Below are 13665 nucleotides of genomic sequence, written 5' to 3'. Positions count from 1 at the left end.
TTTGCTTGAAGGCTCAACCTACGCGGTAGTTTGGCGCTTCTTTGGTGATCTGTACGTCGTGGACGTGCGACTCGGCCATGCCAGCGCCGGTGATGCGCACGAACTCAGGCTTGGTGCGCATTTCTTCGATGTCGGCACTGCCGGTGTAGCCCATCGAGGAACGCAGGCCGCCCATCAGTTGATGGATGATGGCGCTCAGGGTGCCCTTGTACGGAACACGCCCTTCGATGCCTTCCGGAACCAGCTTCTCGGCACCTGCCGAGGAGTCCTGGAAGTAACGGTCGGAAGAGCCTTGAGCCTGGGACATGGCGCCCAGCGAACCCATGCCACGGTAAGCCTTGTACGAACGGCCCTGGAACAGTTCGATCTCGCCCGGCGCTTCTTCAGTACCGGCGAACATCGAGCCCATCATCACGCAGGAAGCACCGGCAACGATGGCCTTGGACAGGTCACCGGAGAAACGGATACCGCCGTCGGCGATCAACGGAACGCCAGTGCCTTCAAGGGCTGCGGCGACGTTGGCGATGGCGCTGATTTGCGGCACGCCGACACCGGCAACGATACGGGTGGTGCAGATCGAGCCAGGGCCGATACCGACCTTGACCGCGTCCGCGCCCGCTTCGGCCAGAGCCTTGGCAGCAGCGCCGGTAGCGATGTTGCCGCCGATCACCTGGACTTCAGGGAAATTCTGTTTGACCCAGCGAACGCGGTCGATCACGCCTTTGGAGTGACCGTGGGCAGTGTCGACCACCACCACGTCAACACCGGCAGCAACCAGTGCTGCAACGCGATCGCCAGTGTCTTTACCGGTCCCGACCGCAGCGCCAACGCGCAGACGACCCTGGTCGTCCTTGCTGGCCAGTGGGTAGGCCTTGGCTTTTTCGATGTCTTTGACGGTCATCATGCCTTTGAGGGCAAACTTGTCGTCGACGATCAGGACTTTTTCCAGGCGGTGCTTGTGCAGCAGCTCGCGGACTTCGTTCTTGTTGGCGCCTTCACGGACGGTCACCAGACGCTCTTTAGGCGTCATGACTTCACGAACAGTGGCTTCCAGACGGGTTTCGAAGCGCACGTCACGGGAAGTGACGATGCCGACCAGGTCGCCATCGTGCAGCACCGGAACGCCGGAAATGTTGTGCATGCGGGTCAGTTCGAACAGATCACGAACCGTGGCGTCAGCCTCGATGGTGATCGGGTCCTTGACCACGCCGGCTTCGAACTTCTTGACCTTGCGCACTTCGGCAGCTTGCTGCTCGATGGTCATGTTCTTGTGGATGATGCCAATGCCGCCTTCCTGAGCCATGGCAATTGCCAGACGGGCTTCAGTGACGGTGTCCATGGCAGCGGAAACCAGTGGAATATTCAGCTCGATGCCACGGGTAAGGCGGGTTTTGAGACTGACTTCGTTAGGAAGCACCTCGGAATAACCGGGCACTAAAAGAATGTCGTCGAAGGTCAGAGCTTCTTGGCTGATACGCAGCATCGCGGGGGCTCCCGAGCGGGAAAATGGAAGCGCGCCATTATACTCAGACACCCCCGCCGGCTCAATGTAAAAGTCAGCCTATTATCGGATGGGCTTATTTTGGTCTGACGCGGTCTCTGTAGCAGTTGCCGCAGGCGACGTTCGGCCGCGAAGCGGGCGCTACTCGATCATCCCGTTTTCCCTGTTGAATCGCGTTATGCGGATTTACGGCTGCTTCGCAACCGGACGTCGCCTGCGGCAACTGCTACAGGGACTGCGGCAACCTTATAGCTCTACCTTGACCCAACTCACCGGCAGGTCGAGCCATTCGGCGAATTCGTCGATGAAGCTCTGTTTGAACCCGGCCTCGGCCCAGTTATTGAAGATAAAGCCCAGGTTCGAAAAGCCGCATTCCTGCAGGAACAGAAAGCCGTTGATGTCGTCTTCATGCCCGCATTCCGGGCAAATGAAGTTGTCAGTGCGCCCCGGCATCCAGTCTTCCAGGCTTTCGAACAGCGCTTCGCCAATTTCCTTGCGGCATTCGGCACAACCGGCTTCTTCGAGAAAGCCCTTGGCCGGTGTATAGATGCAGCGCTTGGTGATGATCTCCAATCCATTGATCGGCTCGCCAAACGGCAGCGCTTCGGGATGCAACACCACCGCCCGTGCGCCCGGCGCAATCGCGTGGGCCATGCGATTGCCGGTACGACCGCAGGTGGTCAGTTGTTCTTCAATGATGTTCTTGCGCACCAGCCACCGCACAATCGCCCGCGCCCGGGGTTCGTGCACCGGCAGTGTGGAGATTTTCGGGACGATAATGCTTTGCGAGTTCATGGGTGCAGCCTACTGCGTCAAATGGATGTTCTGCGGCGTATCGGATGACGCCTTCGCGAGCAAGCTCGCTCCCACAAGTGATCTCTGGTGGTCACACTATTATGTGCCCATAGGAGATCCAGTGTGGGAGCGAGCTTGCTCGCGAAGGCGATAGAGCGGTCGGCAGCTTAATCCCTGACAGGCTCAGGTCAAGTGTTCAGATACCTGACGATTAAGGCAATGCCACTGGCCAGCACCAACCAGGTCACCAACCGCACAAAAGCCTCGCGAGACAACCTCATCGTCAACCGCCGACCGGTCCACAGCCCCAGCGCCATTGCCGGCAACAAACACACCGCCAGTACCAACAAGGGTAGTTCGGCATAGACCCCGGCGATCGTGAACAGGCTTAAACGCACCACCGTGCTGCAACTGATCAACGCACTTTGGGTGGCGCGGGCCTCATCCTTGGGCAAGCGGCTGTTCAGATAGATGGCATATAAAAAGCCGCCACTGCCAAACAGCGCTCCAAACATTCCGCCCACCGTGCCCATCGGGATCGCCCACGCCGCAGCCAACTGTGTCGGCCGGGCTTTCACCCACAAGCTGTAAATCGCATACGCGCTGATAAACAGCCCCATCAATAGCAGCAACAGATTCGATTTGAGGTTCAGCAGGAAGATCACTCCCAACGTACACCCCACCGCCATGCACGGCAGCAATCGCAACAACTCGGGCCTGGCGACATCGCGCCGCGACGGCAGCAGATTGCCAAACGCGGCGATAAAATCCAGCAGCACCAGCAGCGGCACGATCTTCGACAGCGGCATGAACAGAATCAGGATCGGCCCGGCCACCAGCGCAGTACCGAAACCGGCGATACCAAAAACGATGTACGCCAGGCTGATACCCAGCCCGATCACCAGCCAGTCCGTGGCGCCGAACGACCATTGATTTAACAGTTCCAGCACATCCATCGGCATACCGTCCATTTTACCTGTGATGGTCTTAGTCCCCTGCAAGCAATACCCCCACAGGAATGGCGCAAATACCTGTGGGAGCGAGCTTGCTCGCGATAGCAATTTGACAGACGACATTGATGGTGAATATTAAACCGCTATCGTCGGATCGCCGCCCGGAGCAAGCTCGCTCCCACAAGGAAATCTTCTGACTCATGGAGATTGACCGTCGAATGCCTTTAAACTGCGCCCCATGATTAAAGATCCCTTTGCAAGACTCGGCCTGGACCGAGAAGTCCTGACGGTCAGCCAGCTCAACGGCCGCGCGCGGGTGTTGCTCGAAGACGTGTTCAGCAACATCTGGGTCGAAGGCGAAATCTCCAACCTCGCCCGCCCGGCATCCGGCCACATCTATTTCACCCTCAAGGACAGTGGCGCCCAAGTGCGTTGCGCGCTGTTCCGGCAGAACGCTGCGCGGGTTCGTCAGGCGCTGAAGGATGGCCTGGCGGTCAAGGTCCGGGGCAAGGTTTCGCTGTTTGAAGGACGTGGCGACTACCAGCTGATTCTCGACACCGTGGAACCTGCCGGTGACGGTGCATTGCGCCTGGCGTTCGATGCGCTGAAGGAAAAACTCAGCGCCGAAGGCCTGTTCAGTGCCGAACGCAAAGTGCCGCTGCCGGCACACCCGCAACGCATCGGCATCATCAGTTCGCCGACCGGCGCGGTGATTCGCGACATCATCAGCGTATTCCGTCGCCGTGCACCGCAAGTGGTGCTGACCCTGATCCCCACTGCCGTGCAAGGCCGCGAAGCCACCGCGCAGATAGTCCGCGCACTGAAACTGGCCGACGCCCGCGGTTTCGACGCGCTGATCCTCGCCCGAGGCGGCGGTTCGCTGGAAGACCTTTGGTGTTTCAACGAAGAAGCCGTGGCCCGCGCGATAGATGCCTGCGTCACCCCGATTGTCAGCGCCGTCGGCCATGAAACCGATGTGTCGATCAGCGACTTCGTGGCCGACGTCCGCGCACCGACACCGTCAGCCGCCGCTGAACTGCTGGCACCGGATTCCAGCGACCTGGTGCGTCGGGTCGAAAGCCTGCATCGACGCCTGGTGATGCGCATCCGCGACCGCTTGATGCGTGATCGCCTGCGCCTGGAAGGCATATCGCGTCGCTTGCGTCATCCCGGCGAACGTCTGCGTCAGCAAGCGCAACGCCTGGACGATCTGGACATGCGTATGCGCCGGGCTTTCGAACGCAGCCTCAATACCCGTCGCGAACGACTGATTCGCCTGGAGACCCGCCTCGCCGGGCAACATCCGGGACGGCAACTAGCGCTGCTGCGCCAGCGTCTCGACAGCCTCGCCGAGCGCCTGCCGCGTTCGATGCGCGAAGGCCTGAAGGCCCGTCGCCTGCAACTGCAAACCCAGATGCAAACCCTGCACGTGGTCAGCCCTTTGGCGACATTGGGCCGTGGTTACAGCATTTTGCTCGATGAGCGCGGCAACGCGATCCGCAGTGCCGCGCAGACCCAGAACGGCCAACGCCTGAAAGCCATACTCGGCGAAGGCCAATTGCAGGTCCGGGTCGAAGACAACCACCTGACGCCAGTCACCCTTTCTTTACTGGATTGATCCATGCCGCGCTTTCTTGCTCCGTTGCTGTTGCTTTGCCTGACCTTCAATGCCCATGCCGACAGCTACATCACCCGCTTGCTGAACAAGCCGGTGCCCGGCGGTGTGGCGGTGGTCGACCTGGGCACTTCAGCTCAGGCGCCCAAGGCCAGTTACCAAGGCAAACCGGTGCTGGTGGTCAAGGAGCAGAACAACTGGCTGGCGATTGTCGGTGTGCCGCTGACCGTCAAACCGGGTAACCAGCAGCTCAGTAGCGGTGGCCGTAACCTGAGCTTCGTGGTCGGCAACAAGAAGTACCCGGAACAACACATCACTCTGAAGAACCAGCGTCAGGTCAATCCGAACCCGGATGACCTGAAACGCATCGACGCCGAACTGGACGAACAGATTCGTGCTTATCGCAGCTTCAGCCCGGTAACGCCAAGCAACCTGCTGCTGGACAAACCGGTCAATGGTCCGCTGTCGAGCAAGTTCGGTGTGCGCCGATTCTTCAACGGCGAAGAGCGCAATCCCCACGCAGGCCTGGACTTCGCGGTGCCGGCCGGTACGCCGATCAAGACCCCGGCGGCCGGCAAGGTGATCCTGATCGGCAACTACTTCTTTAACGGCAACACGGTATTCGTCGACCACGGCCAGGGCTTCATCAGCATGTTCTGCCACATGTCGAAAATCGACGTGAAAGTCGGCCAGCAACTGGCGCGTGGTGGCGTGGTCGGCAAAGTCGGCTCCACCGGTCGTGCGACCGGGCCGCACATGCACTGGAACGTCAGCCTGAACGATGCGCGGGTTGATCCGGCGATTTTCATCGGCGCATTCCAGCCTTGAATATTCGCTGAGGCTGATGACCTCATCGCGAGCAAGCTCGCTCCCACAGTTAATCGCTTGTGCATCACAGATTGTGTGCACACCGAAGATCCAGTGTGGGAGCGAGCTTGCTCGCGATGGCAATTCCAGCATCGTCCACAATTTTCAGATTGCCGACCTTCAAACATCGACGCAATCAAAGACGCAACATCTCAAATCCAGCGCCATAAAATCGCGCAAAAACCTGCCAAAGAAGAACTTATCTCAAAGTTTTTCGACTGCTTGCCATCTTTCACCCTCGCGGTTAGGGTTGAAGACATGAAAACTTCTCACACCCTCATTCAGCTCCGCCAGCACCGCAGCCTGTGCCTCGTCAGCGCACGACTGCCGGGCTGAATCGCGGTGCCTCGTCCCACGTTTTATCCAACGTTTTTTTGATCCACCGGCTGGCCGCCTTTTTTCGGCCCACACAATAAGGATTTTCCGATGAGCATGCTCAAAGACCCGTCTTCGAAATACCGCGCTTTCCCGACAATCGACATTCCGGATCGCACCTGGCCGTCGAAGACCATCACTGCCGCGCCGATCTGGTGCAGCTCCGACTTGCGCGACGGTAACCAGTCGCTGATCGAGCCAATGGACGCAGTGAAAAAGCTGCGCTTCTGGAAAACCCTGGTTTCCGTCGGCGTGAAAGAAATCGAAGCCTCGTTCCCGGCCGCTTCGCAAACCGACTTCGACTTCGTGCGCACCCTGATCGAAGGCGGCCACATCCCGGACGACACCACCATCCAGGTGCTGACCCAGGGCCGTGAAGACCTGATCGAGCGGACTTTCGAATCCCTTCGTGGCGCGAAAAAAGCCATCGTTCACCTCTACAACGCGACCTCCCCTTCCTTCCGCCGGATTGTCTTCAATCAGGACAAGGACGGGATCAAGGCCATCGCCGTGAACGCCGCCAAGCTGTTCGTCAAATATGCCGCCAAGCAGCCGGAAACCCAGTGGACCTTCGAATACTCGCCAGAGACCTTCAGCGCCACTGAGCTGGAGTTCGCCAAGGAAGTCTGCGACGCGGTGATCGAGGTCTGGAACCCGACGCCTGCGCACAAGGTCATCCTCAACCTGCCGGCTACCGTCGAATGCGCTACACCGAACATCTACGCTGACCAGATCGAGTGGTTCGGCCGTCACATCAACCGTCGTGACAGCGTGATCATCAGCCTGCACACCCACAACGACCGTGGCACTGGCGTTGCGGCCACCGAGTTGGGCCTGATGGCTGGCGCCGACCGTGTCGAAGGCTGCCTGTTCGGCAACGGCGAGCGTACCGGTAACGTCGACCTGGTCACCGTGGCCTTGAACCTCTACACCCAAGGCGTTGACCCTGAGCTGGATTTCTCCGACATCGACGGCGTGCGCAAAGTCGTTGAAGAGTGCAACCAGATTCCGGTGCACCCACGTCACCCGTACGTCGGCGACCTGGTTCACACCGCGTTCTCCGGCTCGCACCAGGACGCGATCCGCAAGGGCTTCGCCCAGCAGAAACCGGACGAGCTGTGGGAAGTGCCGTACTTGCCGATCGACCCGGCCGACATCGGTCGCAGCTACGAGGCGGTGATTCGCGTCAACAGCCAGTCCGGCAAAGGCGGTATCGCTTACCTGCTGGAACAGGAATACGGCATCAACTTGCCACGCCGCATGCAGATCGAGTTCAGCCAGGTGGTACAACGCGAAACCGATCGCCTGGGCCTCGAGATGACTGCCCAGCAGATCCACGCGCTGCTTCACAGTGAGTACTTGCAGGCCAACACGCCGTACGCGCTGGTTAGCCATCGCTTGCAGGAAGAGAACGGTCACAGCGCCGTCGAAGTCGAAGTCTCCAGCAAAGGCCAGGGCGAAACCAACCTGCACTGGCGCGGCAAGGGCAACGGCGCCCTGGAAGCACTGGTGGCCGGTCTGCCGATCCCGGTGGAGATCATGGACTACAACGAACACGCGATTGGCGCAGGCACCAATGCCAAGGCTGCGGCCTACATTGAACTGCGCGTGAACGGCGAGCGTGCGGTGCATGGCGTCGGCATCGATGAAAACATCACCACCGCCAGCTTCAAGGCCCTGTTCAGCGCACTGAACCGCTCCCTGAGCCAGCCGGAAGCGAAAGCGGCGTAAGCCACCTGATCGCTGAAACGCAAAAGGCCTCGAGGTGAAAACCTCGGGGCCTTTTTTGTGCCTGCAAGCTTTGTGTTGTCTGTTATGGCCTCTTCGCGAGCAAGCTCGCTCCCACATTGGATTTGTACAGGTCCAACAGTCAGCACATAACCCTGTGGGAGCGAGCTTGCTCGCGATGAGGGTCTGTCAGGCAACGAAAATCTCAGGTCAGCTCGAAGGTATCGGCATCCAGATTCGCCGGGAACCGCGTGCGATACGCCGCCAGCTCCGCAGCGCTCAGCACGACCTGAAACACCCCATCGGCCTCTCCGGCACCCAGCAACGTCTCACCCTGGAAATCCAGCACCTGGCTATCGCCGGTATAAGCAAAGCCCTTACCGTCGGTGCCAATCCGGTTCACTGCTGCGACATAGCAAAGGTTCTCGATGGCCCGCGCCGGCAGCAAACGGTTCCAGTGCTGACGCCGTGCACCCGGCCAGTTGGCGGTGTACAGCAGCAGGTCGGTGTCTTGTGCGTCGCGGCTCCACACCGGGAAACGCAAGTCATAGCAAATCAGCGGACGCACCCGCCAGCCCTTGAGCTCGAACTGCACCTGCTGCTCGCCGGCGGTGTAATGCTTGTGCTCGCCGGCCATGCGAAACAGGTGACGCTTGTCGTAATGCAACACCTCACCGTCCGGCTGCGCCCACAACAGTCGATTGCGATGGCTGCCATCGGCGGCCTGGACAATCACGCTGCCGGTAATCACCGCGTCAAGTTTGGCGGCCTGCGCTCGCAACCATTTACTGGTCGGGCCGTTTTCCACTTCAGCGAGGGTTTGCGACTCCATCGAGAAACCGGTGGTGAACATCTCCGGCAGGATGATCAGGTCGGCGCCCCGCGCCTGCTCCAGCAACTGTTCGAAATGCTCGAGATTGGCTTTGCGGTCATGCCAGGCCAATGTGGTCTGGATCAACGCAACGTTCAGATTGGGCAAGGCGTTCAGATCGCGCATAGTTTCTCCGCTGCCTGACGCAGCGTCTCCTCACGCTTGGCAAAACACAGGCGCACCAGACGCTGTTCCGGCAGCGGGTTCTGGTAGAACACCGAAATCGGGATCGCCGCCACGCCATGCTCGCGCGTCATCCACTTGGCCATCTCGATATCGTTCAGGTCCGGGCGGATCTGCGAATAGTCGACCAACTGGAAATAGGTCCCGGTGGCCTTGGTAAAGCTGAACCGCGAAGGCGCCAGCAAATCACAGAACAGATCACGCTTGGCCTGATAGAAACCCGGCAACTCTTCGACATGTTCCGGATGCTCGGCCATGAAGTCGGCCAGTGCGTACTGCAACGGGGTCACGCCGCAGAAACTGACGTATTGATGCACCTTGCGCAGTTCTTCCGTCAGCGCCGGTGGCGCGACCACGTAGCCGGTTTTCCAGCCAGTGACGTGGTAGGTCTTGCCGAACGAGCTGACCACGAAAGCCCGCCGATACAGCTCTTCATGGGCCAATACGCTGACATGCGGCACGCCGTCGAACACCAGGTGTTCATACACCTCGTCGCTGATCACATAGATATCGCGGTCGCGGATCAATGCTGCCAACTGGTCCAGCTCGGCGCGCGAGATCAGCGCACCACTGGGGTTATGCGGCGAGTTGAGGATGATCATTCGCGTACGCGGGCTCAGCGCTTCGCCGAGCTTCTGGAAGTCGATGGCGAAATCCTTCCCTGCTAACGGCACATGCACGCAACGACCGCCAGCCAGCTCCACCGAGGGTTCATAACTGTCGTAGGCCGGATCGAAGACGATCACTTCGTCACCGCTTTGGATAACCGTTTGAATGGCGCAGAAGATCGCCTGGGTCGCGCCGGGGGTGATGGTCACCTCGGTGTCGGCATTGACGCTCACTCCATAGCTGCGAGCGATCTTCGCCGCCACTTGCTGGCGCAGCGCCGGCAGGCCGGTCATCGGTGAGTACTGGTTATGGCCATTGGCGATGTGTCGGCCGACCGCATCGCACAAGGCTTGCGGAGCATCGAAATCGGGGAACCCCTGGGACAGGTTGATCGCGCCGGTCTGTGCCGCGAGCTGAGACATTTGGGTGAAGATAGTGATGCCGACATTCGGCAGCTTGCTGGTGATCATCGGTGATTCCCTACTGAACACCCGGCTCTAACGGCGGCGCGGGAGAGCCCGAGGATAGCTCAAACGCCAGGCACGAAAAAGGGCGCCATAGGCGCCCTTCTTCTAATCCCAAGACTTCTCACCTGTGGCGAGCGGGCTTGCCCGCGTTCGGCTGCGAAGCAGTCGCAAAATAAGCCGACGGGTTCTACCTGAACCACCTCGGCTGTAGATTTCGGGGCCGCTTCGCGACCCAACGCGGGCAAGCCCGCTCGCCACAGAAGCCCATCCCAACGGGATGAGCCGGTGCGACAATCAGCGCTTGTCGCGGCGTTTCTTGTCAGCTTTCTTGTGGTGCGACATCAAGCGGCGCTTCTTGTTGACCTGACGGTCGGTGAGCGTGTTCTTGTTGCCTTCATACGGGTTCTCGCCGCCTTTGAACTCGATGCGGATCGGCGTACCGACCAGCTTCAAGACGCGACGGTAAGTGTTTTCCAGGTAACGGACGTAAGAGTTCGGAACCTTCTCGACCTGGTTACCGTGGATCACGATCAGCGGCGGGTTGGCACCACCCAAGTGGGCATAACGCAGTTTGATCCGGCGGTTGTTGACCATCGGTGGCGCGTGCTCGCCAACCGCGTCTTCGAGGATCTGGGTCAGGCGGTTGGTCGGCCAGCGAGTGATCGCCGACTTGAACGAGTTCTGCACCGACTGGTACAGGTTGCCCACGCCAGTGCCGTGCAGCGCCGAGATGAAGTGGATATCGGCGAAGTCGACGAAGAACAACCGACGCTCCAGCTCGATCTTCACGAAATCACGCTCGGACGGCGTCATGCCGTCCCACTTGTTCAGGGCGATAACGATGGCACGACCGGCTTCCAGGGCAAAACCCAGCAGGTTCAGGTCGTGGTCAACCACGCCTTCACGGGCGTCCATCACGAAGATCACGACGTTGGCGTCTTTGATCGCTTGCAGGGTTTTGACCACCGAGAACTTTTCAACTTCCTCGTGGATCTTGCCGCGCTTGCGCACACCCGCGGTGTCGATCAGCGTGTACTTCTCTTCGTTACGCTCGAACGGGATGTAGATACTGTCGCGGGTGGTGCCGGGTTGGTCATAGACGATTACCCGGTCTTCACCGAGCATACGGTTGACCAGGGTCGACTTGCCGACGTTCGGGCGACCGATGATGGCGATCTTGATGCCATCCTTTTCACTCGGACCCGGAATCCGGATCGCTTCTTCGCCTTCGGCGACGTTAGCGTTCAGATCCTCTTCTTCGGTGTCACGCGGGAATTCGCTCAGGGCGGCTTCCAGCAGTGTGTTGACACCGCGACCTTGCGCACCAGCCACACCAATGGCGTGGCCCATACCCAGCGGGGCGAATTCGGCGCGGGCCATTTCAGGATCGATGTTGTCGATCTTGTTGGCCACCAGCAGGGAGCGTTTGTTGCGCTTGCGCAAGTGCTCGGCAATCATCTGGTCGGCGGCGGTGAAGCCAACCTTGGCATCTACCAGGAACAGAACGACATCGGCTTCTTCGATAGCCAGCAGCGACTGCTCGGCCATCTTTTCATCCATGCCGTGCTCATCACCGGAAATACCACCGGTGTCGACCAGGATGTAGGAGCGCCCTTGCCACTTTGCCTCACCGTATTGGCGATCACGGGTCAGACCGGAAAGGTCGCCGACAATAGCGTCGCGGCTTTTGGTCAGGCGGTTGAACATGGTGGATTTGCCGACGTTCGGTCGGCCCACCAGGGCGATTACGGGAACCATGCGGCTCTCCACTTCGTTATTTCAGAAAATACAAAAGCCGCTGCGAGGCAGCGGCTGGTGCTCGGGGCAGCACTTGATGTACTGCGAGCCTTGTAAAACAAGGCTGCCTGGGAACATCGCTATCCCCAAGCATAGTCAAACCATTACTTGATGGTCAGGGCTTCCAGTTTGCCGCTGTTGCCATAAACGTAAATCATGTCACCCATCACCAGCGGACGGGCACGCAGGCCGTCGCTGTCGATGCGCTCACGGCCGACGAAACGACCGTCCACCTGACTCAACAGGTGCAGGTAACCTTCCAGGTCACCGACTGCAACGTAGCTGGAGAACACTTCCGGTGCCGACAGTTGACGGCGGGCCAGCGAGTCGTTGCTCCACAAAGAGGTGGTCGAACGCTCGTCGACGCCTTCAACAGTGCCCGAAGACAGGCTGATGTAGACGCTGCCAAAACCTTGGGCGACACCGGCGTAGCTGGAAGCATCACGCTGCCAGAGCTGACGACCGCTTTGCAGGTCCAGGGCTGCTACGCGCCCCTGATAGCTGGCGACATAAATCTTGTCGCCGGACAGCAGCAGGCCGCCGTCGATATCGACCACGCGCTCCAGCTCCGAGCGACCCTGTGGAATCGCAATGCGCTGTTCCCAGACCGGCACGCCGTTGGAGATATCCAGCGCCACGACCTTACCGGTCGACAGGCCAGCAATCGCCAGGCGGTTGGTGACGATCGGCGCACTGGTGCCGCGCAGAGTCAGGACCGCAGGTGTGCTGTCATACAACCAGCGCTGGTTGCCGGTGGAAGCATCCAGACCGATCAGACGATCGTCCTGGGTTTGCACCACTACCACATCACCGTTGTTGGCTGGCGGTGCGAGCACTTCACTGGTCACGCGAGCGCGCCATTTCTCTTCACCGGAGCTTGCGTCCAGGGCAACCACTTCGCCCTTGAGCGTGCCGATCATGACCAGACCGTAACCCACGCCAACGGCGCCGGACACAGGCAGCTCGAGATCTTTCTTCCATTTGACGTCGCCGTTCATGCGATCGAGCGCCATCACCACGCCTTTGACGTCGGCAGCATAGATGGTGTTGCCATCGATGGCCGGTACCAGCATGTTGTAGGTTTCGCCCTGGCCGTTACCGACCGAACGGCTCCACTGCTTTTGCAGGACCACTTCTTCCTTGAATTTGACCAGCTCGGCCGGCGGCAATTCTTTTTTGCTGTTGCTGCTGCAACCCGCGGCCAGAATGGCCAGAGCCAGCAATGCTGCATGTTTCCAACGGATCACGTCACGCATCCCCTTTGGCCAGGTCGTCCAGCTTGATTTGTAAGCCACCGACCGCCGCTTCATCCGACAGCGCAGCCTTGGCTTTTTGGTAAGCAGCATGGGCTTCATCGGTACGACCCAACTGGACCAGCAGGTCACCCTTGAGTTCTTCGCGAGTGGCCAGGAATGCCTGATCGGCATCACCTTCGAGCAATTTCAGTGCTTCGTCAGCCTTGTTCTGTGCGGCCAGAACCTGAGCCAGACGCTGACGCGCCACTTCACCCAGCGCCGGGTTGGCAGGTTTGTCAGCCACAGCCTTGAGCTGGCTTGCTGCGTCATCCAGCTTGCCGCTGTCGACCGCGACTTTCGCCACGAACAGGCTGCCGTATTGGGCGTAAGCCGTGCCGCCGAACTCGCTGTTGAGCTTGTTGGCGAGGTCCGCGACACGGGCCGCGTCAGGCTTGCCGTCCGGGGTCAGCGTGGTTTCCAGCAGTTGCTGGTAAAGCATCGAGGCGCCTTGCGACTGATTGCTCTGATACTTGTGAAACGCCTGCCAGCCGAACACGATGACCAGCGCCAACAGGCCGCCAGTCACGAGAGGTTTGCCGTTACGCTGCCACCAGTCTTTGAATTCCGCCAGATGTTCGTCTTCGGTACTCGACACCCCAATACTCCTTA

Annotated in this window: 11 protein-coding genes; 3 read left to right on the top strand and 8 right to left on the bottom strand. The window is 59.7% G+C overall.

Annotated features, from left to right (window positions below; all coding sequences use genetic code 11):
• Window positions 1-13: 13 nt before the first annotated feature.
• The 3 genes from guaB to AC1DIG_RS16350 all read right to left on the bottom strand — a co-directional run bounded on the left by guaB (window position 14) and on the right by AC1DIG_RS16350 (window position 3252).
• Window positions 14-1483, bottom strand: coding sequence for an IMP dehydrogenase (guaB, locus tag AC1DIG_RS16360; RefSeq protein ID WP_477768119.1), 1470 nt, complete (start codon window positions 1481-1483; stop codon window positions 14-16).
• Window positions 1484-1747: 264 nt separating this feature from the next.
• The gene (locus AC1DIG_RS16355; RefSeq protein ID WP_019693449.1) at window positions 1748-2296 is read right to left on the bottom strand and encodes a hypothetical protein; all 549 of its coding nucleotides are present in this window, start codon (window positions 2294-2296) and stop codon (window positions 1748-1750) included.
• Window positions 2297-2484: 188 nt separating this feature from the next.
• Window positions 2485-3252 carry a sulfite exporter TauE/SafE family protein gene (locus AC1DIG_RS16350; RefSeq protein WP_477768138.1) on the bottom strand — a complete coding sequence of 256 codons (768 nt, stop codon included), beginning with the start codon at window positions 3250-3252 and terminating at the stop codon, window positions 2485-2487.
• Between the two features lie 235 nt (window positions 3253-3487).
• Here AC1DIG_RS16350 and xseA point away from each other — a divergent pair, with 235 nt between their 5' ends.
• From xseA to leuA, 3 genes are all read left to right on the top strand, one after another.
• Window positions 3488-4867, top strand: a complete 1380-nt coding sequence (xseA, locus tag AC1DIG_RS16345) for an exodeoxyribonuclease VII large subunit (RefSeq protein ID WP_477768118.1) — start codon at window positions 3488-3490, stop codon at window positions 4865-4867.
• A gap of 3 nt (window positions 4868-4870) precedes the next feature.
• The gene (locus AC1DIG_RS16340; protein WP_477768117.1) at window positions 4871-5692 is read left to right on the top strand and encodes a peptidoglycan DD-metalloendopeptidase family protein; all 822 of its coding nucleotides are present in this window, start codon (window positions 4871-4873) and stop codon (window positions 5690-5692) included.
• Between the two features lie 465 nt (window positions 5693-6157).
• The gene (gene leuA, locus AC1DIG_RS16335) at window positions 6158-7837 is read left to right on the top strand and encodes a 2-isopropylmalate synthase (protein ID WP_477768116.1); all 1680 of its coding nucleotides are present in this window, start codon (window positions 6158-6160) and stop codon (window positions 7835-7837) included.
• Between the two features lie 202 nt (window positions 7838-8039).
• Here leuA and AC1DIG_RS16330 read toward each other — a convergent pair whose 3' ends face one another.
• The 5 genes from AC1DIG_RS16330 to AC1DIG_RS16310 form a co-directional block, all read right to left on the bottom strand.
• Window positions 8040-8831, bottom strand: a complete 792-nt coding sequence (locus AC1DIG_RS16330; protein ID WP_477768115.1) for an amidohydrolase — start codon at window positions 8829-8831, stop codon at window positions 8040-8042.
• A complete protein-coding gene (locus AC1DIG_RS16325) occupies window positions 8819-9967 on the bottom strand; it encodes a pyridoxal phosphate-dependent aminotransferase (RefSeq protein WP_477768114.1) in 1149 nt (382 codons plus the stop codon). Before AC1DIG_RS16325 ends, AC1DIG_RS16330 begins: the two co-directional genes overlap by 13 nt.
• A 291-nt stretch (window positions 9968-10258) precedes the next feature.
• The gene (der, locus tag AC1DIG_RS16320) at window positions 10259-11722 is read right to left on the bottom strand and encodes a ribosome biogenesis GTPase Der (protein ID WP_427544411.1); all 1464 of its coding nucleotides are present in this window, start codon (window positions 11720-11722) and stop codon (window positions 10259-10261) included.
• 143 nt (window positions 11723-11865) lie between these two features.
• Window positions 11866-13017, bottom strand: coding sequence for an outer membrane protein assembly factor BamB (gene bamB / locus AC1DIG_RS16315; RefSeq protein ID WP_216741129.1), 1152 nt, complete (start codon window positions 13015-13017; stop codon window positions 11866-11868).
• Complete coding sequence (locus tag AC1DIG_RS16310; RefSeq protein WP_123582286.1) at window positions 13010-13651, bottom strand: tetratricopeptide repeat protein; 642 nt, start codon at window positions 13649-13651, stop codon at window positions 13010-13012. The genes bamB and AC1DIG_RS16310 overlap by 8 nt, the downstream gene beginning before the upstream one ends.
• Between the last annotated feature and the right edge of the window lie 14 nt (window positions 13652-13665).

It is taken from the genome of Pseudomonas sp. 05N431, from assembly GCF_056397005.1.
Note: the sequence above shows the minus strand (reverse complement) of the source record. Positions and strands in the feature narration are given on the sequence as shown.